Origin of the sequence: Flavobacterium gillisiae, from assembly GCF_900107635.1 — a bacterium.
Lineage (GTDB): Bacteria > Bacteroidota > Bacteroidia > Flavobacteriales > Flavobacteriaceae > Flavobacterium > Flavobacterium gillisiae.
Map to the genome: position 1 here is coordinate 272410 of NZ_FNRD01000004.1, position 24487 is coordinate 296896.

General features: G+C 33.2%; 27 protein-coding genes. 17 read left to right on the forward strand and 10 right to left on the reverse strand.

Annotation, left to right across the window (positions count from 1 at the left end; genetic code table 11):
* Positions 1–21: 21 nt before the first annotated feature.
* Both BLV35_RS07860 and ruvX read right to left on the reverse strand, forming a co-directional pair.
* Positions 22–1518 (reverse strand): malate:quinone oxidoreductase, encoded by a 1497-nt coding sequence (locus BLV35_RS07860; protein ID WP_091087521.1) that lies wholly within the window; start codon positions 1516–1518, stop codon positions 22–24.
* A gap of 122 nt (positions 1519–1640) precedes the next feature.
* On the reverse strand, positions 1641–2057 hold the full coding sequence (gene ruvX / locus BLV35_RS07865) for a Holliday junction resolvase RuvX (protein ID WP_091087525.1): 417 nt from the start codon (positions 2055–2057) through the stop codon (positions 1641–1643).
* Between the two features lie 349 nt (positions 2058–2406).
* Here ruvX and BLV35_RS07870 point away from each other — a divergent pair, with 349 nt between their 5' ends.
* The 3 genes from BLV35_RS07870 to BLV35_RS07880 all read left to right on the forward strand — a co-directional run bounded on the left by BLV35_RS07870 (position 2407) and on the right by BLV35_RS07880 (position 5145).
* A complete protein-coding gene (locus BLV35_RS07870) occupies positions 2407–3222 on the forward strand; it encodes a 2,3,4,5-tetrahydropyridine-2,6-dicarboxylate N-succinyltransferase (RefSeq protein WP_091087528.1) in 816 nt (271 codons plus the stop codon).
* Between the two features lie 65 nt (positions 3223–3287).
* Entirely contained in the window at positions 3288–4361 is a 1074-nt protein-coding gene (locus BLV35_RS07875; RefSeq protein ID WP_091087531.1) for a glycosyltransferase family 9 protein, read from the forward strand.
* Positions 4351–5145 (forward strand): glycosyltransferase family 2 protein, encoded by a 795-nt coding sequence (locus BLV35_RS07880; protein ID WP_091087534.1) that lies wholly within the window; start codon positions 4351–4353, stop codon positions 5143–5145. Before BLV35_RS07875 ends, BLV35_RS07880 begins: the two co-directional genes overlap by 11 nt.
* On the opposite strand, the gene BLV35_RS07885 is transcribed toward BLV35_RS07880, so the two are convergent.
* On the reverse strand, positions 5142–5912 hold the full coding sequence (locus BLV35_RS07885; RefSeq protein ID WP_245712031.1) for a lipopolysaccharide kinase InaA family protein: 771 nt from the start codon (positions 5910–5912) through the stop codon (positions 5142–5144). The genes BLV35_RS07880 and BLV35_RS07885 overlap by 4 nt on opposite strands.
* A 218-nt stretch (positions 5913–6130) precedes the next feature.
* Here BLV35_RS07885 and BLV35_RS07890 point away from each other — a divergent pair, with 218 nt between their 5' ends.
* The 7 genes from BLV35_RS07890 to BLV35_RS07920 all read left to right on the forward strand — a co-directional run bounded on the left by BLV35_RS07890 (position 6131) and on the right by BLV35_RS07920 (position 12122).
* On the forward strand, positions 6131–7207 hold the full coding sequence (locus tag BLV35_RS07890) for a glycosyltransferase family 4 protein (RefSeq protein WP_091087537.1): 1077 nt from the start codon (positions 6131–6133) through the stop codon (positions 7205–7207).
* Positions 7208–7338: 131 nt separating this feature from the next.
* Positions 7339–7908 carry an L-threonylcarbamoyladenylate synthase gene (locus BLV35_RS07895; protein WP_091087539.1) on the forward strand — a complete coding sequence of 190 codons (570 nt, stop codon included), beginning with the start codon at positions 7339–7341 and terminating at the stop codon, positions 7906–7908.
* Positions 7909–7951: 43 nt separating this feature from the next.
* Positions 7952–8326 carry a GxxExxY protein gene (locus tag BLV35_RS07900; RefSeq protein ID WP_091087542.1) on the forward strand — a complete coding sequence of 125 codons (375 nt, stop codon included), beginning with the start codon at positions 7952–7954 and terminating at the stop codon, positions 8324–8326.
* 74 nt (positions 8327–8400) lie between these two features.
* Positions 8401–9816: a CCA tRNA nucleotidyltransferase gene (locus BLV35_RS07905; protein WP_091087546.1), complete on the forward strand. Its 1416-nt coding sequence runs from the start codon at positions 8401–8403 to the stop codon at positions 9814–9816.
* A 60-nt stretch (positions 9817–9876) separates the two neighbouring features.
* On the forward strand, positions 9877–10899 hold the full coding sequence (locus tag BLV35_RS07910; RefSeq protein WP_091087549.1) for a COX15/CtaA family protein: 1023 nt from the start codon (positions 9877–9879) through the stop codon (positions 10897–10899).
* 61 nt (positions 10900–10960) lie between these two features.
* The gene (locus BLV35_RS07915; RefSeq protein ID WP_091087553.1) at positions 10961–11734 is read left to right on the forward strand and encodes a CDP-alcohol phosphatidyltransferase family protein; all 774 of its coding nucleotides are present in this window, start codon (positions 10961–10963) and stop codon (positions 11732–11734) included.
* A gap of 220 nt (positions 11735–11954) precedes the next feature.
* A complete protein-coding gene (locus BLV35_RS07920) occupies positions 11955–12122 on the forward strand; it encodes a CsbD family protein (protein ID WP_091087556.1) in 168 nt (55 codons plus the stop codon).
* Between the two features lie 123 nt (positions 12123–12245).
* Here BLV35_RS07920 and BLV35_RS07925 read toward each other — a convergent pair whose 3' ends face one another.
* The 7 genes from BLV35_RS07925 to BLV35_RS07955 form a co-directional block, all read right to left on the reverse strand.
* Entirely contained in the window at positions 12246–13001 is a 756-nt protein-coding gene (locus tag BLV35_RS07925; RefSeq protein ID WP_091087694.1) for a LytR/AlgR family response regulator transcription factor, read from the reverse strand.
* A gap of 54 nt (positions 13002–13055) precedes the next feature.
* Positions 13056–13409, reverse strand: coding sequence for a 2TM domain-containing protein (locus tag BLV35_RS07930; protein ID WP_091087560.1), 354 nt, complete (start codon positions 13407–13409; stop codon positions 13056–13058).
* A 16-nt stretch (positions 13410–13425) separates the two neighbouring features.
* Positions 13426–13737, reverse strand: a complete 312-nt coding sequence (locus BLV35_RS07935) for a 2TM domain-containing protein (protein WP_091087563.1) — start codon at positions 13735–13737, stop codon at positions 13426–13428.
* 8 nt (positions 13738–13745) lie between these two features.
* Positions 13746–14030, reverse strand: a complete 285-nt coding sequence (locus BLV35_RS07940; RefSeq protein WP_245712032.1) for a 2TM domain-containing protein — start codon at positions 14028–14030, stop codon at positions 13746–13748.
* 2 nt (positions 14031–14032) lie between these two features.
* Positions 14033–15370 (reverse strand): 2TM domain-containing protein, encoded by a 1338-nt coding sequence (locus BLV35_RS07945; RefSeq protein ID WP_176980591.1) that lies wholly within the window; start codon positions 15368–15370, stop codon positions 14033–14035.
* A gap of 36 nt (positions 15371–15406) precedes the next feature.
* A complete protein-coding gene (locus BLV35_RS07950) occupies positions 15407–16057 on the reverse strand; it encodes a hypothetical protein (protein ID WP_091087572.1) in 651 nt (216 codons plus the stop codon).
* A 319-nt stretch (positions 16058–16376) separates the two neighbouring features.
* Positions 16377–18497, reverse strand: a complete 2121-nt coding sequence (locus BLV35_RS07955; protein ID WP_245712034.1) for a TonB-dependent receptor — start codon at positions 18495–18497, stop codon at positions 16377–16379.
* 385 nt (positions 18498–18882) lie between these two features.
* Here BLV35_RS07955 and BLV35_RS07960 point away from each other — a divergent pair, with 385 nt between their 5' ends.
* From BLV35_RS07960 to BLV35_RS07990, 7 genes are all read left to right on the forward strand, one after another.
* Positions 18883–19440 (forward strand): sugar O-acetyltransferase, encoded by a 558-nt coding sequence (locus BLV35_RS07960; RefSeq protein WP_091087579.1) that lies wholly within the window; start codon positions 18883–18885, stop codon positions 19438–19440.
* Between the two features lie 2 nt (positions 19441–19442).
* Complete coding sequence (gloA2, locus tag BLV35_RS07965) at positions 19443–19832, forward strand: SMU1112c/YaeR family gloxylase I-like metalloprotein (RefSeq protein WP_091087582.1); 390 nt, start codon at positions 19443–19445, stop codon at positions 19830–19832.
* Between the two features lie 149 nt (positions 19833–19981).
* The gene (locus BLV35_RS07970) at positions 19982–21262 is read left to right on the forward strand and encodes a chloride channel protein (RefSeq protein WP_091087586.1); all 1281 of its coding nucleotides are present in this window, start codon (positions 19982–19984) and stop codon (positions 21260–21262) included.
* Positions 21263–21268: 6 nt separating this feature from the next.
* Positions 21269–21868, forward strand: a complete 600-nt coding sequence (locus BLV35_RS07975; protein ID WP_091087590.1) for an HPP family protein — start codon at positions 21269–21271, stop codon at positions 21866–21868.
* Between the two features lie 225 nt (positions 21869–22093).
* Positions 22094–22633 carry an IS1096 element passenger TnpR family protein gene (locus BLV35_RS07980; RefSeq protein ID WP_091087594.1) on the forward strand — a complete coding sequence of 180 codons (540 nt, stop codon included), beginning with the start codon at positions 22094–22096 and terminating at the stop codon, positions 22631–22633.
* A gap of 92 nt (positions 22634–22725) precedes the next feature.
* Positions 22726–23784: a nucleoid-associated protein gene (locus BLV35_RS07985; RefSeq protein ID WP_091087598.1), complete on the forward strand. Its 1059-nt coding sequence runs from the start codon at positions 22726–22728 to the stop codon at positions 23782–23784.
* A 239-nt stretch (positions 23785–24023) separates the two neighbouring features.
* The gene (locus tag BLV35_RS07990) at positions 24024–24266 is read left to right on the forward strand and encodes a hypothetical protein (protein WP_091087601.1); all 243 of its coding nucleotides are present in this window, start codon (positions 24024–24026) and stop codon (positions 24264–24266) included.
* Positions 24267–24487 lie beyond the last annotated feature (221 nt).

Below are 24487 nucleotides of genomic sequence, written 5' to 3' on the forward strand. Positions count from 1 at the left end.
TTGAAGTTCATTTTATAAAATCTAATTTTTTAGTTTTAAAACTGCAGCGGTATTTTTTCTTATTTCGTCTGATAAAGCAGGATTTTCATTCAATGCCTGACCATAGGAAGGAATCATTTTTTTAAGTTTTTCTTGCCATTCAGCAGACGCTAGCTCTTCCTTAAAACATCTTCCTATTAAGTCAATCATAATCGAAACTGCGGTAGAAGCACCTGGCGAAGCACCAAGTAGAACAGATAATGATCCATCAGCGGTAGTTATTACCTCAGTACCAAATTCAAGTATTCCACCTTCATTTTTATCTTTTTTAATAACTTGAACACGTTGTCCCGCTCTTTCAATCACCCAGTCCTCTGACTTTGCGCTAGGAACGTATTCACGTAAAGCATTAATTCTGTCTTCTGTCGATTGACGTACTTGTTGAATCAAATATTTTGTAAGCGGTATGTTTTTAATCCCTGCAGATAGCATTGGAAAAATATTATCTGTGGTTATGGATAATGGTAAATCCGAATAGGAACCATTTTTCAAAAAACGAGTTGAAAACCCGGCAAAAGGGCCAAACAACAACTGTTTCTCTCCGTTAATCATTCTTGAATCTATATGAGGAACAGACATAGGTGGCGCACCTACACTAGCCTTACCGTATACTTTTGCGGCATGCTTTGCAATTACTTCAGGGTTTGTACATTTAAGCCATTGTCCACTTACAGGAAAACCACCAAAACCATCTCCTTCAGGAACATCTGCTTTTTCTAATAACGGCAATGATCCACCACCGGCACCTATAAATACAAATTTAGTATATACTTTTCTTTTTTGGCCTGTAGCCAAATCAGTAATTTTTATTCTCCAAGACTTATCATCACGCTGTTTCAATTTCTGCACTTCATGGTGATAATGAATAGTTACTCCGTCAAGAGTACCTAAATAACTGAAAATACTTCTGGTTAATTCTCCAAAGTTCACATCAGTACCTATAGCCATGTTTGTAGCAGCCACTTTTTCTGACTCATCTCTACCTTCCATTACTAGAGGCATCCATTCTTTCAATTGGGATAAATCAGTACTGAAAACCATATCCTTAAAAAGTTGGTTTTTTTGTAAAGCTTCAAATCTTTTCTTTAGGTATTCAACGTTTTTATCACCCCAAACAAAACTTAGATGCGGGATACTTTTGATAAAATTTTCAGGAGAAGGAACTTTATTTTCTTCTACTAAATAAGCCCAGAATTGTCGAGACACCTCAAAAGATTCAGCAATACTAATTGCTTTTTTCGGGTCAATCGTTCCATCCTCATTTTCAGGAGTATAATTAAGTTCACAAAAAGCAGAATGCCCAGTCCCTGCATTATTCCATGCATCAGAACTCTCGGCAGCTGCCCTATCTAATCTTTCGAAAATCTCTATTTTTATGTCTGGTTGCAGTTCTTTCAGAATTAATCCAAGAGTGGCACTCATAATTCCAGCACCTATAAGAACTACTTCAGTATTTGAACGAATTGTTGTGTCTGGCATAGCAAAAAAATTTAAAGTGCAAAGATACTTTATATAATTGCAAAAAAAAGCATAAAATGATAGAGAAAAGTTACAAACTACGAAAACGTTTTAGCCTTTTATAGTCCTTTAAGGATGACTCTTTAAAACGTTTTTCTATTCAAATAATCCTGTAGCATTATTGTGGCAGAAATCTCATCAATTAACGCCTTATTCTGACGTTGTTTTTTCTTCATACCGCTATCAATCATCGACTGAAAAGCCATTTTTGAGGTAAAACGCTCGTCTACTCTAATCACTTTCATATCTGGAAAATGATTGGTAAAATGAGTCACAAAACCTTTAATTATAGAAGCACTTTCTGAAGGTTGCCCATTCATTTGTTTGGGCTCGCCAATAAGTACTGCTTCTACCTTTTCCTTAGAGAAATAATCCTTTAAAAAAGCAATAGCTGTTGCACTTGGAATGGTAGTTAGTCCTGACGCAATGATTTGCATTTCATCTGTCACCGCAATGCCGGTGCGTTTTTGTCCGTAATCTATAGCAAGTACTCTAGGCATTTTTATATTTTTTTCAAAGATAACTATTTTAATTTTCCGATTCTCAGCAACAACGGAAATGTTACTTTTTTATCACTTTTTTACCAAGAAGCTTTCAACTCATCTTGGATCATTTTAGAGGTATTGTTATCATTATTAGATTACAATACCGTTTAACCGACAGTTGGAATGAATACTGCATCGGCTAACAAATTTAATACAGTTACATCAAACCAAAGCCAACATAATGAGTTGGTAATAAAACGACTCAAACATTTAGTATTAACCTGAAAATTTTGTAACATTTTCCAAGCAAATTGACTTTTTGTTTTTGCATTAAAAACTTATATTTGCCTAAAAATTATCACACATGAATTCATTGCAAACAATTATAGAACAAGCCTGGGAAAACAGAGCTTTGTTACAAGAAGAAACGACTACAAAAGTCATTAGAGAAGTAATTGAATTATTAGACTCTGGTAAATTACGTGTTGCTGAACCAAAAGGTGATGCATGGCAAGTAAACGAATGGGTTAAGAAAGCGGTGGTTATGTATTTCCCAATCCAAAAAATGGAAACATGGGAAGCAGGGATTTTTGAATACCATGACAAAATGGAATTGAAAAAAGATTATGCTGCCAAAGGAATTCGTGTCGTTCCGGGAGCATCTGCTCGTTATGGTGCTTACATTTCAAGTGGCGTAATCATGATGCCAAGTTATGTAAACATTGGTGCTTATGTAGACGAAGGAACTATGGTTGACACCTGGGCAACAGTAGGAAGTTGTGCTCAAATTGGTAAAAATGTGCATTTAAGTGGTGGTGTAGGAATTGGAGGCGTTCTTGAACCTTTACAAGCTGCGCCAGTAATTATTGAAGACGGTGCTTTTATAGGTTCTCGTTGTATTGTTGTCGAAGGGGTACATGTTGGGAAAGAAGCTGTTCTTGGTGCCAACGTATGTTTGACTGCATCTACAAAAATTATTGATGTAACTGGTGATGAGCCAGTAGAAATGAAAGGTTTTGTTCCTGCTCGTTCGGTTGTGATTCCAGGAAGCTATACTAAAAAGTTTGCAGCAGGTGATTTTCAAGTTCCTTGTGCATTAATCATTGGGACTCGTAAGCCATCTACTGACTTAAAAACATCTTTGAATAACGCTTTACGCGAATATGACGTAGCTGTTTAAATTTATTTTGTAATAAAATATTATATTGTATATTCCTCCCTCAAAAAGGGAGGTTTTTTTATCTTATGAAAATACTAGTTATACAGCAAAAAATGATTGGGGATGTATTGGTGAGCAGCATTATATGCAACAACCTCCGACTCGCCTACCCTGATGCTCAAATCGATTATTTGGTATACGAATCAACAACTCCTGTTTTAGAAGGCAATCCAAATATCGATACGATTATTCGTTTTGAAGAAAAGCATCGAAAAAGCAAAAAAGAATTACTGAATTTAGCTCTAGAAATCAGAGCCAATAAATACGATTTATTAATTGATGCTTATTCAAAATTGGAAAGTTGGTTAATTGTACTACTGAGTGGAGCCACAAGAAAAATATCCTATAAGAAAAAAGGACGCACTTTTCTATATACTGACAATGTCCCGTTTGAGGAATTCCCAAAAACTAATCTGGGCTTAGCCATTGAAAGAAGGTTGTCCCTTATAGAACCCCTTGATTTAGCGGTAAAGATTGATCCGTTACCCAAATTATTTGTTACTCAAGCGGAAAATGAGCACGCTATCTCCCTTTTTGAACAACATAAGCTTAAAAAAGATAGAAAAACGGTCATGATTAGCCTTTTGGGTAGTGAAAAACTAAAAACATATCCATTAAACTATATAACATCCGTTATTGATACAATTGCAGACAATGCAGATGTGAATATTCTTTTTAATTATTTCCCAAAGCAAATCGATGATGCTAAAACTGTTTTTGACAGTTGTAAACCATCAACCAAGGAAAAAATATATTTTGATTTATTGGGTGGTGATTTGAGAGCATTTATTGGCGTATTGAATCAATGCGATTTAATTGTAGGGAATGACGGTGGCGCCATAAATATGGCTAAAGCCCTAGGAAAACCTTCTTTTATTATCTTTTCTCCATGGATTGAAAAGAAAATCTGGGCCACATTAGAAGATGGCATCCATCACATGTCAGTACATTTAAATGATTATAAACCGGAATTACTATCGCAAAAAACAGAGAAGCAACTTAAACAGGATGCTCTTACCTTATATAAAGAATTTAAACCTAGTTTATTTAAAGACAAACTAAAGTCTTTTCTATTAAAGAATCTATCAAATGACAATTAATAGAAGTAGAGACGAAATATCATCCAATAAAACATTTCTGAGTGCACTAATTATCACCTATAACGAGGAGCACAATATAAAAAACGTTTTAAACGACCTGGATTTTGCTGATGAGATAATTGTCGTGGATTCCTTTAGTACGGATAAAACCGTCGCAATAGCAGCAGATCATAAGAATGTAAAAGTGGTACAACATCCTTTTGAAAATTACCCATCCCAAAGAAATTATGCCATTAGTTTAGCTACTCATTCCTGGATACTTTTTTTGGATGCCGATGAAAGACTTACAGCTGAACTAAAAGAGGAGATTATTGAAACCATTCATGACAAAAACTCCTTTTCGGCCTATTATTGCTGTCGTACCTTTATGTTTAAAAACATCAAATTACACTTTAGTGGATGGCAAACCGATAAAATAATTAGACTTTTCAAGAAAGAAAAGGCTCAGTATGATTTAGGAAAGATTGTTCATGAAAAGTTAACGGTTACAGGAAAAATTGGAAAATTAAAGAATGAACTGATTCATTATTCGTTTCGCAGTTACAACGAATACAGACAAAAAATGAGCGTTTACGGTAAATTAAAAGCAATCGAAGAATTAAATAAAGGAACAAAACCTACTTTTTTTCATTTTTACGTGAGACCCGTATACCAATTTCTATATCAATACGTCATCAGAATGGGAATATTGGATGGCAAAAAAGGCATCGTTATTTGTTACCTAAACGCCTATAGTGTTTATGTTCGCTTTCAGGAATTGAAAAGACTCCGCTTAAATGACTAAGATTTCCAAAACTTCAATTTCTTTTTCAACCTGCGTTTTCTGGCAAATTCATCTTGAAACTGAACGGTAAACTGCCACATTTTTTCAAAAACCGCACTTTCACTTTCTGCATAATATTTAGCATACTCATTACTCATAATGGCAATCATTTCTTTCTTTGGCGTAAGCCTACTGAAATTTGTCATTCTCATGTCAAAGTCCATAGATTCATGAAAGTTCATACGGTTTAAATCGACTAGATAAAAACTATAGGTATTGCCTTCTTCTTTCTTAATCAGTGTATTGCCAGGAGAATGATCTAAGAATTCAATTCCTTTTTCATGCAAATCGAAAGTGAATTTTGTAAACTGTCTTAAAATATTTTCATTATCTGGATAATCTGGGATTTCTACCAATTCTCTAAAAGTAAGGTTGGCTTCTAAATGTTCGCTAACATAATAACTATCGCGCAAGCCTATGCTATTGAATTTTTCGAAATAGGCCAATGGTTCTGGCGTTCCTATTCCTCTTTCTAACAAAATAGTAGCATATTCAAAAGAACGTTTGGCTTTAGATTTCCTAAAATACTTGTAGGCGACTTTGTTGACAATATTTGGAATTTTAAACGACTTGATATTAATTATTTTCCCATCAAGATCAAATAGTTTGATTATGTTTCTGTCTCCATTTCCAAAAACAGTTCCTAAATCAGAATTAAATTCTTTAATGAAGCAAAGGATTCCTTTAGAGTTTTGAACCGTCCTAGAAAACATTAGTTTTATTGTCATTTTTATTTTATTAAGTGCTTTTATTATGCTTTCAAAAAAAGCTCTATTTGATTGTAAATGGATTCAAAAAGCTACATTAATCATATATAAATTAGCGGCTCTCACAAATAGCAATCAAATTTCAGAGACAAGCTCTCAAAACCATTACCAACCAACAAAAATACACATACCATTTTAGACTTCAAATTAATATCGTATTTTCGTCGAAAATTATTGTAATGACACAAAATAAAAGTGTTTTTTTGGAAACACATAATATAAAAAATAGAACAAGTGGACTCGGAACTTTTAATTACGAGTTAATAAAAGGCCTAGAAAGCCTTCCTCTTGACAATTTAAACCTTTACCTTAATTCTGACAATCCTAGTAAATTGAAATCTGAATTCGGTGATAAGTTTAAGTATCATCGATACATTGGTGCACATCGGTATAAACATTTAAGACCATTCAAAAAGTATGATTTATGGCATTCTGTAAACCAAAACTCTAAAATAGAACCCCGATTTGACACAAAATATCTTTTAACTATCCACGATGTAAACTTTGTTGAAGAAATTTCGTCGGATATGAACCATAAAAAAAACTTAGCTTTTATTGAAAAATTAAAAAAAGCAACCGCTATTACCTACATATCCGAATTTGCAAAAAAACAAACACATCAATATTTTAATGTCCCAACTATCCCTGAATATATAATTCACAATGGAAATCCTATTTCGACAATTTTAGATACTTCTACTTTTGTTTCAAATATCCCTACAGACAAACCTTTTTTATATTCGATTGGAGATTTTTTAGAACGCAAAAACTTCCTTTCTGTCGTAAAAATGATGGAACATCTTACTGATTTTAATTTGATTTTATCAGGAAATAGCAATAAGCCATATGGAATAGAGATAGCAAGCTTCATCCAAGAAAATAACTTACAAAATCGAGTTTTTCTAACTGGTAAAGTAAGTGATATTGCTAAACAATTTTACTTATCGAAGTGTCATGCTTTTGTCTTCCCATCAATTCGTGAAGGATTTGGTCTTCCCCCTATTGAGGCAATGCATTTTGGCAAACCCGTGTTTTTATCTAACAAAACTTCATTACCGGAAGTGGGTGGAAAACATGCTTATTATTGGGATAATTTCGATCCTGAATATATGAAAGAGACACTAATTGAAGGCTTAAACCATTTTTACAATAATAAAACCGAAATGGAATTATTAATGAAAGAAAGAGCCGCAAGTTTCAACTGGAAAGTAGCAGCTGCTGAATATTTGAAAGTATATGAAAAATGTCTTTTTTAAAACATTTTATTTATTTCATGCCGAAGGACCTATTTCAAGGTTCAATACTATTTCAAATATAAAACAGATTAATAGTTATAAAACTATAATAATAACTAAAAAGAACTTAGAACAACATAAAAAAATCAATGATGGAAAATCTTAACGAAGAAGTTCATAAAGCATACGAAATCATAAAGGAAGGCGGAATAATCCTCTACCCCACAGACACCGTATGGGGAATTGGCTGCGATGCTACAAACCCAGAGGCGGTTGCTAAGATCTTCAAGCTCAAAAAAAGAGTAGAAACCCAAAGTATGATTGTTTTGATGAATGGGGAACGAATGATGTACAACGTCTTTAAAGATATTCCTGAGGTAGCTTGGCAAATCATGGATTTATCAGAAAACCCTACCACTATTATTCTGGATAACCCTAGAAATGTGGCTCCTAATTTAATTGCTCCCGATAAAACATTAGGTATCCGAATCGTAAAAGAACCATTCTGTTTCAAATTACTGGAAAAGATGAAAAAGCCATTGGTTTCTACTTCAGCAAATATTTCAGGACAACCGACTCCAAAAAGTTTTAAAGAAATCAGTCCTGAGATTATAAAAGGTGTGGACTATGTTGTAAATTTGCACCGCGATAAAATTGCTGTAAAACCGTCAACAATTATAAAATTAACGAATGATAGTCAGGTTAAAGTAATACGAAAATAGGAAAGGCCACGAATTCACTAATTTTTTTTTAAAATTTATTATTATGAGTGATCTTATTTATAAAGAAGAAAGCTTTCAAATCGTTGGAATTCTATTTGAAGTACATAATAATCTAGGTGGGGGATTTTCTGAAATAGTCTATAAAGATGCGTTAGAATATGAATTACGAAATTTAAAAATACCTTTCGAAAGAGAGAAAGAATATGTTGTTCATTATAAAAACACGGTTTTAAATCATAAATTCTATGCAGATTTTGTATTATTCGATAAAATTATACTTGAATTAAAATCATGCGAAAAACTAGATTCAAAACACACAGCTCAGTGTATTAACTATCTAAAAGTATCAACAAATAAATTAGCCATTTTAGCTAATTTTAATAATAAATCTCTTGAGTACAAAAGAATCGTTTTATAAAACTCAAGAATAAATTTATGTCATAAAAAACATTTTAAAAAAAAATAATTTGTGAATTCGTGGCAAAAAACACTATGAACTACAAACAAGCATTAAATAATAGAATTTTCGAAGTCATCTCACAAGCTTCCCAAGAACTAAACGTCGATAGTTACGTTATTGGTGGTTTCGTAAGAGACTTAATCTTAAACAGAGATTTTAAAAAAGATATCGATATTGTTGCCGTTGGTAGCGGAATCGAATTGGCTTTAAAAGTTTCTCAACTACTTCCAAAACAACCAAAAGTACAGGTATTCAAAACCTATGGTACCGCGATGCTTCGTTTTGAAGATACAGACATTGAATTTGTTGGAGCAAGAAAAGAATCGTACCATTTTGAAAGTCGGAATCCTGTGGTCGAAAACGGAACGCTTGAAGACGATCAAAATCGTCGTGATTTCACTATTAATGCGTTGGCATTATCGTTGAATACGAATAATTTCGGAGCGCTGTCAGATCCTTTTGGAGGATTAGACGATTTAGAAAACAAAATACTGAGAACTCCTCTTGACCCAGACATCACTTACTCTGATGATCCTTTACGTATGTTGCGAGCCATTCGCTTCTCTAATCAATTGGGTTTTGAAATAGAAGCAAAATCGTTTCAGTCCATTGCAAAAAATGCAGAACGTATCAAAATTATTTCTGGAGAGCGTATCGTTGACGAGTTGAATAAAATTTTATCGACAGACAAACCTTCAGAGGGATTTTTACTGCTATACAAAACAGGACTTTTAGACATTATCTTACCTGAATTGACGGCTTTGAATCAAGTAGAAGAAATTGAAGGTCAAACCCATAAGAACAATTTTTATCACACACTTGAGGTTGTAGACAATATATGCCCAAACACAGATGATGTTTGGTTGCGTTGGGCCGCTTTATTACACGATATAGGAAAAGCACCTACCAAACGTTTCAATAAAAAACAAGGTTGGACTTTCCACGGACATGAGTTTTTAGGTGGTAAAATGGTCAAAAAAATATTTGAACGCTTGCATATGCCGTTGAACCAAAAAATGAAATTTGTTCAAAAAATGGTCATGATGAGTTCACGCCCTATTGTATTATCCCAAGAAACAGTTACAGATTCTGCTGTACGCCGTTTGGTATTTGATGCCGGACAAGACGTAGAGAATCTAATGACCTTGTGCGAAGCTGACATTACCACTAAAAACCCAAACAAATTTAAGAAATACCATAGTAATTTTGAAATTGTTCGAAAGAAAATTGTGGAAGTGGAAGAGCGTGATCATGTTAGACAATTTCAACCTCCGATAACAGGAGAAGAGATTATGGAGATCTTCGACCTCAAGCCTTCAAAAGAAATAGGAATGCTTAAAGAAGCTATAAAAGAAGCAATATTAGAAGGTGAAATTCCAAATGATTATGATGCTGCTTACGGTTTTATGATGAAAAGAGCGCAAAAAATGGGCTTAATCAAAGTTTAACGATTGTTGAGTTAAAGATTACTATAATATAAAATATCTTTGCCAAAATTAGTTTCGAAAATGAAAAAAGAGAATCGATCAGTTATTACTTGGTTATTATCCGGTTGCGTATTATTGTTTTTAATGGTAACCGTAGGAGGAATTACAAGATTGACCAATTCCGGTTTATCAATGACCGACTGGCATTTAGTTACAGACACTTTTCCCCCTTTATCAGAAGCTAAATGGCAAGCAGCATTTGACGAATACAAGAAGTTCCCCGAATATCAAAAAATCAACATTCACAACGACTTTCAACTGTCCGACTATAAATTTATCTATTTTTGGGAATGGTTTCACCGCTTTATAGGTCGTATTATTGGTTTGGTATTTATAGTTCCATTCTTTTATTTTTTAATCAAAAAGAAACTAGATAAAGCAACGATAAACAAATGCATCGTCCTTTTAGGAATGGGTGCTTTCCAAGGTTTTTTGGGATGGTTTATGGTAAGAAGTGGTTTAATAAACAACCCAGATGTTAGTCATTTCAGACTAGCGCTACACCTAACTTTTGCATTTATCACCTTTGCTTATACTTTTTGGGTAGCCTTAGATCTAATCTATCCAAATCGAAAAAACAGTCTACAACCCTTAAAAACAATTGCGAGATACGCATTAGCATTCTTATTAATCCAAATCATATATGGAGGATTTGTTGCTGGTTTAAATGCAGGATTAATTCACAATCATTGGCCAATGATGAGTGACGGTCAGTTCATCCATGACAGTGTTTTTCTCGAACAAAAAAACCTGTTATTAAGCTTTACAGAAGGTAAAAGTGGCGTGCAATTTATACACAGAACCTTAGCTTATATTGTGGTTGGTTTTATGGTTTTACTCTATTTTAAGAGTCGAAAAATCACTTTAGATCGTGGACAATCTCGCGGTATAAACCTACTTGTAATACTCGTTTTTGTACAGTTTGCTTTAGGGGTTTTTACTCTTTTATATGGCGTTCCATTGTGGCTAGGATTAACACATCAAATCAATGCTTTTTTCCTTTTATCGGCGATGACATTTACTTTACATAGGTTGTCAAAATAACAACTTATCACTATATTTACCTTTGACTATATTGTCACATTTCTATTTGTTCCTATAAAAAATGTCTAAACTTGCTGCGCAAGATAGCTTTCTTGACCTATCAGATTACGGAAGACCGTTTGGAAAAATGCTCGCGAATCGGTTAAAAAATACGCGATTCACACCTATCCATGTAACGCTTCTTTTTGGCATATCAGGGCTAATTGCGATTTACTGTATTTTAGAAAGTCACTATTACCTAGCTGGTTTTTTTATTATTTTAAAATCAGGAATCGATGCTGCCGATGGAGAACTTGCTCGCTTAAAAAACACGCCTTCCTATACCGGAAGATACCTCGACAGCGTTTTTGACATCATCTTAAACTTCCTTTTTCTGAGTGCTATTTGTTACGTTTCTAAGACCTCTTTTCTACTCACTTTAGGCGCCTTTTTTTGTATTCAATTACAAGGAACTTTATACAATTATTACTATGTTATTTTGAGAAATAAATCGGTAGGAGGAGATAAAACTAGCAAGATTTTCGAATACAAATCGCCTCGGGCATTAGCCGGCGAAACTCAAAAATCAGTCGATATTTTGTTCAAAACATACACAGTTGTTTATGGGGGCTTTGACAAGATCATTCATGCTTTGGACAGTAGTGCATACAAGGTAAAAACATTCCCAAACTGGTTTATGACTTTCGTTTCACTTTATGGACTAGGGTTTCAATTACTGATAATTTCGCTGATGTTAGCAATGAATTACATTGAATATATCGCTCCTTTTTTTATTGGATATTCTTTCCTTATATTTGTGATAATAGGCATTAGGAAATCGTTTTTAAAAGCTTAAAAATGACCATAGAGAAAATCTATATTGCATTACAAAACAACTATTTACCAGCTACTTAAGCCTACTAACTTATTTAATAAGTTTAATCAACAAAAGTAACTACTGAAGCCTGTACCCTAAAACAATTTCGCAAGAATTTCAAGGAATTGTACAACACTTTTTCTCTCACTTTTATTCAATTTTACAATAGATAATTTAGTAACTATTAAACTACACTATTATGCCGAATTCAGAAGCAATTAAAGGAAACTGGAATGAAATGAAAGGTAAACTAAAACAAAAATTTGCCGACCTTACCGATGACGATTTGTTATTTGAAGAAGAAAAAGAAGATGTAATGTGGGGAAAACTACAACAAAAAATTAGGGAAGACAGAGAAAGAAATTAAATCATTATTTTACTAATTTCGAATTCAAAAATCACTAAAAACTGTTTCGAAAAAATGCTTTTTACTTTATTTAAAACGAAATAAAAACGTGCTTTTTTGAAACAGTTTTTTCATGCTTTTTCGCTACCCAATCCATACTTTAAAATCGGCTACTTTTTCTCTACTTACAATAACCTCATCCTCTCCATAAGAAGGCAAAATTACTTTCAATCGAGAGTTACTATAGATCACAATTTCTTTAATTGCTTTCATAGGAATTATAAATTTTCTGTTGATTCTATAAAACTCTTTTGCATCTAATTCTTGTTCTAAAACTTCTAAAGTTGATTCAACAAGATAATTTCTATTGTCGAATGTGTGAATATAAGTCCCTTTATTTTCGCTAAAAAAACATTCAATTTCTTCAATCGAAATAACTTTTAAATGTTGACCAATTTTCACAGTGAACCTTTTTTTATATTCTTTCTCAAAAGGATTGCCAAGCATTTTTTTAATCTCTTCAAAATCCAATTGCAACTTTTCTTTTTTAGGCAATCGTTCTTTAAATTTCGAAACAGCTTGCTCTAAATCATCTTCGTCAATTGGTTTTAAAAGGTAATCTACACTGTTTAATTTGAACGCTCGTAAAGCAAATTCATCATAGGCCGTTGTGAAAATTATAGCACTCTTGATTTCGACTTTTTCAAAAATTTCAAACGACAATCCATCCGACAATTGTATGTCTAAAAAAATTAAATCCGGATGTTCATTTTTAGAAAACCAGGCTATGGATTCTTCAACAGAATGAAGCATCACTCCTACTTCAACATTTAGTTTCTCGAGCTTTCTTTGCAACAGTCTTGCAGCTGGTTTTTCGTCTTCAATTATGATTGTTTTCAATATAAAATTATTTTCGGTTTGAAAATTGTTTGTAATTTGCATTAGCTAAAATAGCTACTCCCATTTATTACCCTTGTCTTTATCCATAAATTCTTGAACCTTTTTTTCTTCCCAGTTGGATCCAAAAAATATATCTCTACCAAAAACAGAAAGTCCGTGCGCTACTAAACCTATTCCCCAAAAGAAAACAGTGTTCCAAGTTTGCCATTCCCAAAAAACGACATCCCCTATCATACTTCGATTAAATATTGAGATTAATATAAAAGCATTAACCAATACATACACTAATGCATGGATGTAGAATCCTTTAATTCTCTTTACTCTCTTGTAAGCCATATCATAACGCTCATCAGGGCTATTCCCTTCTTCTTGATACTTATCGTACATTCTTTTTCTAAATCGTCCCATCTTGTTTGAGATTAAATTATTTCCAGTTTTCTCTCTTTTGATTCTCTCTTTCTTTTTCCATGAATTCTTTAATTTTTTGCTCTTCCCAGTCTTTTCCTATAAAAGGCATGTAATTAAAGACTTTCATTCCGTGAATAATCACGCCTATCCCCCAGCCTAACATAGGCCAATAAAACCACAAATGGTTTGGTGAAGTGACTAAATTAAGTACTAAAAGACCCAAGTTAACTACTACATAGGACATTAAGTTTCCGTAAAAGCCTTTTATCTGCTCCACTTTCTTTTTAGCCTTAAAATAACGTTCCTCGTCTTGATATTTATCTTCCATGATTATTTTTATTTTTGTTTATCATCTTCTTTTTCTAAAATATCTTTTGTTTTTCGCTCTTCCCATTTAGCGTTAAACAAAAAAACTTTTAAACCATGTATCAGTAGTGGAATTCCTGCCCCAATTACGGAATACCAGAACCAGTGATCTTCAGGAGTCAATTTAAAGTTAATAAAAACTATAGTTAGAATTATACTAAAATAGATAAGCAAATGCACATAAAACGCTTTAACTTTTTCGAATCTCTTTTTTGCCTTTAAATAGCGATCATCGTTTTTATCTTTATTTTCCACAACTATTTCCATGTTTGATTATTCTCTTCTTTTCGTAAAATTTCCTGTATTTTCCGTTCTTCCCAATTGGAGCTGTATCCAAAAACCTTCAAGGCATGCATGGTTAATCCAAAACCCCAACCAGCAGCAGAAAACCAGAACCATTGAAATTGTGGTGAATAGGTCAGGTTTATAAAAATTAGAAAGGGTATAACAAAACAATACGAAATTAAGTTTCCATAAAATCCTTTCAATTCTTCTACTCGTTTTTTAGCTCTATAATAAGCGTTGTTTTCACTATAATCGATAGCTGTTTCCATAACTGAAATTTGTTTTGTTAAAATAGGAATTTTGACAGTGAAAGTTTTTTCGTTTTGTTCAACCATCACTTTTCTGTTCGTAATAATTGCATAACGACTGATGATATTTTGCAAGCCCACTCCTTGACGACCTTGCAAAACTTCTTTCTTTTGATAGTCATTCTGAACCACCAGACAGCCATTTTCAATGTAAATCCTAATTTGCAGCGGCTTCCCAGCACTAACAACATTATGTTTGACAGCGTTCTCTAATAAAAGCTGCAATGACAACGGTACTACTTTAGCTTCTGGATCTGCATTTATTATATTTAATTCGTAATTTAAACTATCCTCAAAACGCATTTTAAGTAAATTCATATACGTTTTAGCAAAAGCTAATTCCTCTTCTACAGACACTAATTCTTTATCCTTTTGCTCCAGAACATAACGATAAATCTTAGACAAAGAAGTGGTAAAACGTTGTGCATTATCAGGATTTTCTTCAATTAAAGAGCTCAACACATTTAAACTATTAAAAAGAAAATGAGGATCTATTTGATTTTTTAAACTCTCGAATTTTGCAGATGCAGTTCCAGCAATGATTTTTTGTTCCTTTACCCTGTTTTCATTATAGGCTTTGTAGAAATAAAGTGAATGAATCCCTACTAAGACAACAAATGTCACTACGGAAGCTACTACATAGTTAGAAGCAGATTCATTTTGAAAAAAAGCCGTCAAAGTACTTTCTTCGATAATTACATCTTCAAATATTCGCAATAATAAAATCAGGAATAAAGTAAGAACGAAAGAAGTTGAGAAACCTACAATAACTCTTTTTAAACTATACCTTCCTTTTTCAAAAAACGAATCTAGGAACATATAGAGAATGGCATTACCATAATACAAAACCATTCCATAAAGCATGGTGTATAAAAAATTAACTGTCAAATGATTGTCAAAAGTGATAACTCCACCGTTCAGAACAGGAATCACGTTTAAAACGATAAATATGATTATCGAAATAATTAGCGCTCTTGGAAATTCTTTTATTAATCTGTTCATTTCAATTGGGTATTAAAGGTCAAAACTGCCTTTGTCTTACTGACAATTTTTTTGTGCTTCTAATGCTCTGTCTAATCCCCAACTTGGAGAAAAAGCTGTTTCTGGTTGAAAAGTACTAAAAAGTCCAATGGCTTTATCAATTTGAGCACACATTGGTTTAATATCCTTACCCCAAAACTTAGCACTTCCTATTTCAAACTCTGCTTTAGAAAAAACGACTCTCGGGTTATTTGGTGCAATTGCTTCGGCTTTTGCATATAATCCCATCGTAGAGCCTGATAGTTTTTGTCCATTTGTCATTGGGTCATAAACAATCCAGGCTGTGTTGATCATGGCTTGCATTACGTAAAGTTCTGCATTATTCTGATCTTTTACCATTTCAGTATCTAACGCAGTTTGTGCTTTCGAAAGTAATACTTTTATTTTTTCTTTGTCTTTGGTTCTAAAAGCAGAAGTCGTATTGACCAATGCTACATAGTAATTAGGCAACCAAGTAGTTGTTTCTACTGCTGCAATTCTTTCGAATAAATCAGAAGCTTCGCTATTTTTTCCTTCTTTCCAAAGTCCGAAAGCTTTTCCCATTCCTTGGTCAAACTGACTTCCCGTTTTGGAAGCTGATGCTTCTTGGCCTTGAGCCGCTAATAAACTACATACAAATAAAGCGAACGCTGTGATTAATTTAGTCATGATTTCTAGTTTTAAGATTGATTTTTTTTATTGATGATTGAAACTCTTTTAATTTATACTTCAAAAGTATCATGGATTTTATCCCTTTAAAAATTATAATTACTGAACTGTTGATTTATACAGATGAGTTGTTAGTTAATCCAAAAACTGTAAAGTCTAGCATCTTTGAAAAATCATTAGTTCGAGCCATTTATCGGAAACAATGACGCCTTCTCGATACATTTTTATTCCGCTCCACTTCATAAATACACTCGAAGTGACTGTAATGGTAATTTTTCATTTCGTTTCAGTGCGTGACTACCCTTCTAACTTCTATCCTTTACAGATTCTTCAACTGATTGTCCTTTTTGTCTTTACTAATGGTCCAAAAGAAACCAACAAAGAAGAAACGGTCTGCAGTAGGCGTAATTTCCTTTCTTTTATAAAAACCACTTGAGTCAGCAGTATTTGCATAGTCATATCCGAAAATATTTTGGGTTCCAAGGACATTCGAAACAGAGAAATACAGAATTTTTTGTTGGCTAATTAAATACGCCCAATTAAAACTTAGGCTATTGTAGGGCTTTGTTTTTCCGTTCATGAATTGAGTTTCATTTGGATTGTTATAGGGACGACCGGAACTAAAAGAATTTGTAAAACCTACTTGGGAGCGCCAGTCTGTTATAAAACACTTAGCAACAACAGACAAGCTATGGTCAGATACAAAATTTGGCGTAACAGTCGTTGGGTAGTTTTTGTAATCTCGTTTGGTGTCAATATAAGAATAGGAAATCCAGTATTCCAGATTTTTAATCGTTTTACCATCTCTCCAAAATAAATCCAACCCTTTGGCGTAAGCCGAACCGTTATTACTATAAGCTGAATTATACTCTGCCATAGGACTATCGTATTTCACTAAATTGCTGTAGTCTTTATAATACGCTTCGGCACGAAACGTTTTTCCATCTTTGCTATATTGGTAGTTCAAAATATAATGCGATGCTTTCTCACTTTCAAACTGATGGTATTGAGAATACTTGATATAAGCTGCATTTGGACTTTGGATAAAATCACCATAAGCGAAAGAGAACTGACTGTTCTTAGCTACTTTATACCCCATTGAAATCCTTGGAGAAACATTCGTTTCCTCCAACATGTCATTATGCGATGCACGAAACCCAATTTTTGCCGCAAATTTTTTAGATAAAAAAATATCAGCTTCTGTATAAGCAGCAGCAATATTAGAATTGTAACCATTGGTACCTGTTGCTCCTAAATTAGCTGTAAAGCTTTCATTAAATTGAGTTGTAAAATAATCTGCTCCAAAAGACAATTTAAATCGGTTAGAAAAGTTTCTCTTTAGTTTTAATTTCAAATGAGCCGCATTTTCATCATTATTCACATTATCAAAATCTAAGTCGATTTTATTTTTACTATACCCGTAACTCATTCCGGTTACAATTTGCCAATCGTTACCAAAATCACCACTATAAGAAGTATTGAAATAGAAATTATTATTATTTAAATCAACTCTAGTTTTCTCTACAGCATTTATATTTTCTTGATTAATATCAAATTTTGAAGAATCGAAAGCGGCATACAACTTCAGTAGTCCCTTATCCAATTTATAACGATACACCGTTTCTCCAGACAAAGACTGAAACGGACTATTCCACGCTACATTTTGAGGGATTAGAGCCTGATAAGGAGCTAAGTTGATATACGAAGCATTAACACTCAACGAACTTTTATCCCATTTTTGTGTGTTCCCAACACCTAGACCTACGGTCATTAAAGAAATATCTGTTTTATTTTGATCTGGTTCATCCTCCGTATTTAAAAGTAACACACTAGACAACGCTTCGCCATATTCTGCTGAATATCCTCCAGTTGAAAAAGTGATTCCACTAAACAAAAAAGGAGAAAACCGGCCTCTTGTAGGTAAATTATTCGTGCTAGCACCATAAGGCTGCGCGACACGAAGTCCATCAACAAAAGTTTGTGTTTCATTAGCCTCACCACCACGTACAAAGAGTCTTCCATCCTCACCTACACTTTGTGTCCCCGGCAATGTTTGTAATGCGGCAATTATATTCCCAGCTGAACCTGCCGTTGTCACAATATCCAAAGGTTTTAAAACCGAAACGCGGGCTTTATCTCCACTCTCCATAGTACCCGCCGAAATTACTACTGCGTCAAGTGTATTACTCTTTTCCTTTAAAATAATCGTTTTATTTTGAAAAATAGCCGCATCAATAGCTATTCGTGTGGTTTCATATATCAGAAAGCTAGCTATTAAAACTTGGTTTCCAGTTACAGTCGTTTCAAACGAAAACTGACCATTGTCACTAGTTGTAGCACCATCATAAGTACCTTCAATATAGATATTCACTCCTGCGATTGGTTTTCCTCTTTGATCTACCGCATTCCCTGAAATGGTTGTTTGGGCAAAAAGCGCCATAGAAAATAGAAATAGAGGAACCGTAAAAAAGAACAGCCTCTTATTTATTTGATGAATTTTTAGATAATCGTCTTTTGATGGTTTCATGATTTTGATTTTGATGAAGCAAATATCTAATGGAAATAGAAGTAATAAAAAAAGTTCTTACTGAACTGTAGATTATCAAGGATGAGTTGTGGTGGTTTTAATTTTCTCTTATATTTACATCAAATCGGTATTGATTAGGGGTACGATTTGCATGAGGAATGGTAGCGAAAATCCTTTTTTGTCTCATTCTTAAAGCGAGACGATAGAGATTTTAACATACAGCCCGTCCTGCCCACTATATCTATTGGGGTTCCGGAGGCCATGCCAAAATTATTATTTAAAAACCATTATTACCACTATGAATACCGAAAAAGAAAAAATGATCGCCGGAGACTACTATTTGGCTGGGGATTCTGTTTTAGTAAAAGACAGAAGACGTTCAAAAAATTTGCTGCATCGTTTGAACGTTACCGAATATCGTATTACTAAAAAAGCACGAGAAATAATCAAAGAACTAATTCCGAATGCAGGTGCAAATCTTTATATCGAACCACCTTTTTTTTGCGACTATGGCTATAATATTCATTGTGGAGAGAATGTTTACTTCAATGTTAACTGTGTTGTTTTAGACTGCGCCAAAGTAACTATTGGTTCCAATGTGTTTTTTGCACCGGGAGTACAATTATACACTGCGACTCATCCGCTCGATGCCGAATTAAGGAAAACACTGGAAAATGCCTTGCCTATCACAATTGGAGACGATTGCTGGATTGGTGGTAATTCAGTAATTTGTCCCGGAATTACCATTGGCAAAGGCGCTGTCATCGGCGCTGGTTCTGTTGTTACAAAAGACATCCCTGAAAACTCATTAGCAGTTGGGAATCCTGCAAAAGTGATTCGGAAATTAAATCAATAGTTATGTTAGTCTTAAATAAAGTACACCACATTGCCATTATTTGTTCTAATTATCAAAAATCAAAACGTTTTTATACAGAAATCCTAGGACTGGAAGTACTTCAGGAAGTATACCGAGAAGAAAGAAATTCTTTCAAACTAGATCTGGCTTTGAATGGAACTTATATCGTAGAACTTTTCTCTTTTCCTAATCCGCCACAAAGATCTTCCCGACCTGAAGCTTGTGGTTTACGTCATTTGGCGTTTGAGGTTGACGATATTGAAGAAACCCGTGATTTTCTAATTCAGAATAACATTTTCTCAGAAATAATACGAATAGATGAATACACCGGTAAACAATTTTTCTTTATCGCTGACCCCGATGATTTGCCTATAGAATTTTATGAATTCTAACTTAATAAAATCCCAGACAACGATTGCAGTCACAAAACTTTCATAAAAAAAGTCAACTGTCACTCACGAACAAGCCTTACTCTTTTTTTATTCTTTAAATTTGCAACCTTTAAAAACCTTATAAAAACTAAGGTTCACAATACATTTATATGAATAATACTGCCCGTATTAAAAAAAACATGCAATTGATAAAATTGCGAAAATTAATTATTGTTTCTATTTTGATTAGTTTCCTTTCTGCTTTTTTAGCAATAACATTAAAGAAGCTAACCGACCATTACGAAGAAATTTTCTCCAGCCAAGCTACTTTACATCCTTTATTTATATTTCTTTTTCCAGTTTTTGGATTGTCGGTAATTTATTTTCTTAGACATTATGTGTTTAATAAAAAAGAGAATAAAGGAATCAATGAAGTCTTTGAAAGTACAGGTTCGAAAACCAAAAACTTACCCAAATCTAAGATTGCTTCTCATTTTATTAATGGATTGCTAACTGTTGTTTTTGGAGGTTCCACGGGAATTGAAGTTTCGACAGTTGTCGCTACAGCTACAATAGGATCAGTGGCACAACGGAAACAAAATATATTTAAAGAATACAAAACTGAGCTGATTTGTGCGGGAATAGCGGCTGGAATCACAGCTTTATTTAACAGCCCTATCGCGGGACTATTTTTTGTGTTCGAAGTTATTTCTAGAAAAATAACACGTGCTTTTTTAATCACTAATCTTATTGCGGTTACTTTTGCTTTTGGGCTTGTTTACTTAATAGATGAGAAACCAATATTTACTGTAGACATCATAACGTGGCACATAAGAGCAATTCCGTACTTTATTTTGTTAGGGATTATTGCAGGGATTAATTCTGTTTATCTAACGCGTTGCGTATTGTTTTTTAAAAATAATCTAAGCCAAATAAGAAGTCATTACTACAAAATCTTAATTGGGTCTGTAATATTGAGTTGCTCACTATTTTTCTTTCCGCAATTATATGGAGAAGGATATCACGCGATTAAAATGATTTTTATGAATCCAAATGAGGTGAAAATATCTTATAGTTTATTATATACCTTTATAGGTATCATTATATTAAAACCCATTGTCACATCGGCAACTTTATTTTCTGGTGGAGATGGCGGTGTTTTTGCGCCTAGCCTTTTCATTGGAGCTTTTTTAGGATTATTTGTAGCGCTGCTTTTAAACACTTATTTAAACGCAAATATAATTCCAGTTAACTTTATGGTCATAGGAATGGCAGCGGTTTTAAGCGCTAGTATTCATGCCCCTTTTACTGCACTATTTTTAATTTGCGGGTTAATAAATGATTATACCCTATTTTTTCCCATTTTAGTTGTTTGTCTGATTTCAAAATACACGGCAAAGATGATTTATCCACATTCTGTATATTCCTACGCTGCTAGTGTAGTAAAATAAATATTTATGCCAGCTGAAAAAATTAAAAGAAGTTATCGTAAGACTAAATACATACTTTATAAAGAAACGCTAGTTGATTTTAGAGAAAAATTTTGGTCGTTTGTTGGTTCCTTTATTGGGATAGGGACGCTTGCTTATTTACAATCTCAAACACTTCCAAATTCTGATGTCCTATTCCTTATAGGATCTTTTGGCGCATCCTCCGTTTTGATTTATGGTATTATCCAAAGTCCGCTAGCACAACCTCGAAATTTGATTGGGGGTCACGTTATCTCTGCAATTGTAGGGGTAACTATTGCAAAATTCATACCTGACATCTTGTGGTTAACAGCTGCCTTATCCGTTTCAGTTTCTATTATTCTTATGCAATTGACAAAAACATTGCATCCTCCTGGAGGAGCTACCGCTTTGATAGCAGTAACTGGATCGGCACATATAAAAAATTTGGGATACTGGTATGTAATTTCACCGGTACTAAGCGGAGTCTTAATTCTTCTAGTGGTTGCCCTGATTTTTAATAATATGACGGTAAACAGATATTATCCTATTCATGGGAAATACCACAAATTCAGAAAAAAAATACATAAATATCTAAACAGCAAATAATTATAATTCTATATAATTACTTATGTTTTATTTTTATTCGAATAATTAAATCGTAGCAATCACTTTTAGTGCTATTTTTAATTGGCAGACCTATAAATAGTTGATTTGGTTCTCTATAAATGCATACGCAAAAATCTTATCAACAAATCTAGAATCTGTCTTGAAACTTCGGGATGAAATATAAAATTAAATTTTACCTTTGACCTCTCATTAAAAACAAAGATTATGGTTTACAAATTCAGAGTAATTCTAGATGCAGAAGAAGATATATTCAGAGATATTGCAATACTTGCAGATGACACTTTAGAAGATTTACATAACGCAATATTCAATTCCTTTGGTTTTGACGGTATGGAAGTAGCCTCGTTTTACACTTGTGATGAAACATGGAACCAGGAAGATGAAATTTCGCTTTTTGATACAGGCGATGTTGTTGGAGAGCAAAAAACAATGAGCTCTTACCAATTGTCAGATCTATTAGATGCTGAAAATACAAAAATCATCTATGTATATGATTTTATTAATATGTGGACATTCTTAGTTGAATTAGCTGCTGTTGAAGAGCAAGAAGCTGGAAATTTATATCCCGAAACTTTATTTTCTCATGGTGAAATGCCAGACGAAGCAATGGAAAAAAGCTTTGAAGCAGACAATGCTGATGATTATGCCAATGATTATGAAGACGGATTAGACGAAGACGATTTGGACATGTTTGGCGGAGACGACAGTTTTGAAGATTTTGGATCTGAGGAAAACTGGAATTAGAATAGTAAAAAATAAGAATCAAGAGCCAAGATTAAAGACTTCTCTATTGTCTATAATCTTGGCTTTTTCATCTAAAAAATAAAACACACAAAATGATTAACTTATTCAACACTCACATCGAGACGCTTTCTATTCATAGAGTAGGGAACAAAAGTCGTAATGAAGCTATCTTCTTATCAGAGCAACCTTTTAGTCTTCAAGATGAAATTGTGCCTCTTATAAAAGAATTTTTCTTGAAACCTTTTAGAGAAAAAGAAGAAAACTATTTTCAGTTTGCGCATGAAGTAGATTTGGATTATAACGACATGTATAAATTTGCTTCAGCCATTTTTGAAAACCCGGCTAGTTTACATGAAAATTCAAAGAATATCACTAATCATTTATTCGAACAATCGAACCATCCTCATATTAAGAATGGAGAGGTATATGTTACCTATCTGACAAACGTTAATATTGATAACAATGTCGTTGATGCCATAGGTATATTTAAAAGTGAGTTGCAAGCTGACTTTTTACAATTTGAAGAAAAAGGAACACATTTAGAGATGATCCTGCAACAAGGGATTAACTTAAGCAAACTAGATAAAGGATGTATCATTTTTAATCATAAAAAAGAAGAAGGATACAAAATATTGACTGTGGACAGCAACCGTTATGATGCGAGATACTGGTTAGAGCATTTCCTATCTGTTGATGCTTTTGAAGATGAAAACTTTATCACTAAAAAATACTTGAAGTTCTGTCAAAACTTTGCAAAAGACGTTGTTTTTCCTGCTGAAGACAAAAAAGAAGAAGTAATGTTCATGAACCGTTCTGTGAATTATTTTGCAAAAAATGATCAGTTTGAAGAAACTAACTTCTTGAATGAAGTATTAGACAATCCAGACCTAATTCCGGAATTTAAAAATTACAAGGTTGATAAAGGAGAAAAGTACAGCATTGAAGACGTAACTTCATTCCCTATTGCTAATGCTGCAGTTACGGATGCTCGCAAATCAATAAAAAATGTAATCAACTTAGACACGCATATCCAAATCAAAATGGATTTCATCAATCCAGAAAGTGCAGAAAAATATGTTGAAAAAGGTTGGGATGAAGAAAAACAGATGTATTACTATTTAGTTTATTTCAATAAAGAAGAAAAATCGTAAAGCTTTTTTTACTTATGTAACTTTAAAAAATCCTCAATCACTATTAAGTAATTGAGGATTTTTTTTAACACCCTAGTAACCAACTAATTCACAACTTTAGTATTAGCTTATAAATATTTTAATAATTATCAGAATTATTTTACTTATTTAACAAAAACATGTATTTAATCGATTAAATTGTTTGTTTAAACGATTTTTAGATAGTTTTATAAGCCCAAATCTATCTAAACGCCACTAGTATGAGTACAGTCGAAATCAAAGAAAATTTTTTAAGTAAAAAATTATATTGTTTACTTTTTGGCCATAAAATAATTACTACGCGTGACATTACGAATCATTTAAAGGAATATAAATGTACTGTTTGTCAATTAGAACTAACAAATGATCAAAGGGGAAACAAAACATTTCTAACACCTGAATTAAAAGATATAAATAATACTCTAAAAAATTTTTATGTAAAGAAAAGTCTTCAGCATATTTAGATGACTTAAATTTTTTATTAAATACTATTTCTTTAACCCTCTAAAAATCACAAAAGATGCTAATATTATTACTGACCCACTGTATTTTACTTATGAAGCAAAATCTGAAACGAAAAAAAGAAATCAAAATCTGAAATCTATATTTCCCTATTTTACTTATGTTCCTTACTAATGAACCTGTTCTCAAGCTCAGACTGAAATAAGCCGTAGACTTAATAGTC

What these genes read in the sequence shown, in the direction of transcription:
- BLV35_RS07900 (WP_091087542.1), top strand. Translation starts at nt 7,952, where the DNA reads ATGAGTGATCTTATTTATAAAGAAGAAAGCTTTCAAATCGTTGGAATT.
- BLV35_RS07880 (WP_091087534.1), top strand. Translation starts at nt 4,351, where the DNA reads ATGACAATTAATAGAAGTAGAGACGAAATATCATCCAATAAAACATTT.
- BLV35_RS07875 (WP_091087531.1), top strand. Translation starts at nt 3,288, where the DNA reads ATGAAAATACTAGTTATACAGCAAAAAATGATTGGGGATGTATTGGTG.
- BLV35_RS07915 (WP_091087553.1), top strand. Translation starts at nt 10,961, where the DNA reads ATGTCTAAACTTGCTGCGCAAGATAGCTTTCTTGACCTATCAGATTAC.
- BLV35_RS07970 (WP_091087586.1), top strand. Translation starts at nt 19,982, where the DNA reads ATGAATAATACTGCCCGTATTAAAAAAAACATGCAATTGATAAAATTG.
- BLV35_RS07955 (WP_245712034.1), bottom strand. Translation starts at nt 18,497, where the DNA reads ATGGCGCTTTTTGCCCAAACAACCATTTCAGGGAATGCGGTAGATCAA.
- BLV35_RS07930 (WP_091087560.1), bottom strand. Translation starts at nt 13,409, where the DNA reads ATGGGACGATTTAGAAAAAGAATGTACGATAAGTATCAAGAAGAAGGG.
- BLV35_RS07990 (WP_091087601.1), top strand. Translation starts at nt 24,024, where the DNA reads ATGAGTACAGTCGAAATCAAAGAAAATTTTTTAAGTAAAAAATTATAT.
- BLV35_RS07985 (WP_091087598.1), top strand. Translation starts at nt 22,726, where the DNA reads ATGATTAACTTATTCAACACTCACATCGAGACGCTTTCTATTCATAGA.
- BLV35_RS07960 (WP_091087579.1), top strand. Translation starts at nt 18,883, where the DNA reads ATGAATACCGAAAAAGAAAAAATGATCGCCGGAGACTACTATTTGGCT.
- BLV35_RS07980 (WP_091087594.1), top strand. Translation starts at nt 22,094, where the DNA reads ATGGTTTACAAATTCAGAGTAATTCTAGATGCAGAAGAAGATATATTC.
- BLV35_RS07885 (WP_245712031.1), bottom strand. Translation starts at nt 5,912, where the DNA reads ATGACAATAAAACTAATGTTTTCTAGGACGGTTCAAAACTCTAAAGGA.
- ruvX (WP_091087525.1), bottom strand. Translation starts at nt 2,057, where the DNA reads ATGCCTAGAGTACTTGCTATAGATTACGGACAAAAACGCACCGGCATT.
- BLV35_RS07910 (WP_091087549.1), top strand. Translation starts at nt 9,877, where the DNA reads ATGAAAAAAGAGAATCGATCAGTTATTACTTGGTTATTATCCGGTTGC.
- BLV35_RS07890 (WP_091087537.1), top strand. Translation starts at nt 6,131, where the DNA reads ATGACACAAAATAAAAGTGTTTTTTTGGAAACACATAATATAAAAAAT.
- BLV35_RS07895 (WP_091087539.1), top strand. Translation starts at nt 7,339, where the DNA reads ATGGAAAATCTTAACGAAGAAGTTCATAAAGCATACGAAATCATAAAG.
- BLV35_RS07950 (WP_091087572.1), bottom strand. Translation starts at nt 16,057, where the DNA reads ATGACTAAATTAATCACAGCGTTCGCTTTATTTGTATGTAGTTTATTA.
- gloA2 (WP_091087582.1), top strand. Translation starts at nt 19,443, where the DNA reads ATGTTAGTCTTAAATAAAGTACACCACATTGCCATTATTTGTTCTAAT.
- BLV35_RS07860 (WP_091087521.1), bottom strand. Translation starts at nt 1,518, where the DNA reads ATGCCAGACACAACAATTCGTTCAAATACTGAAGTAGTTCTTATAGGT.
- BLV35_RS07920 (WP_091087556.1), top strand. Translation starts at nt 11,955, where the DNA reads ATGCCGAATTCAGAAGCAATTAAAGGAAACTGGAATGAAATGAAAGGT.
- BLV35_RS07935 (WP_091087563.1), bottom strand. Translation starts at nt 13,737, where the DNA reads ATGGAAGATAAATATCAAGACGAGGAACGTTATTTTAAGGCTAAAAAG.
- BLV35_RS07975 (WP_091087590.1), top strand. Translation starts at nt 21,269, where the DNA reads ATGCCAGCTGAAAAAATTAAAAGAAGTTATCGTAAGACTAAATACATA.
- BLV35_RS07945 (WP_176980591.1), bottom strand. Translation starts at nt 15,370, where the DNA reads ATGAACAGATTAATAAAAGAATTTCCAAGAGCGCTAATTATTTCGATA.
- BLV35_RS07905 (WP_091087546.1), top strand. Translation starts at nt 8,401, where the DNA reads ATGAACTACAAACAAGCATTAAATAATAGAATTTTCGAAGTCATCTCA.
- BLV35_RS07870 (WP_091087528.1), top strand. Translation starts at nt 2,407, where the DNA reads ATGAATTCATTGCAAACAATTATAGAACAAGCCTGGGAAAACAGAGCT.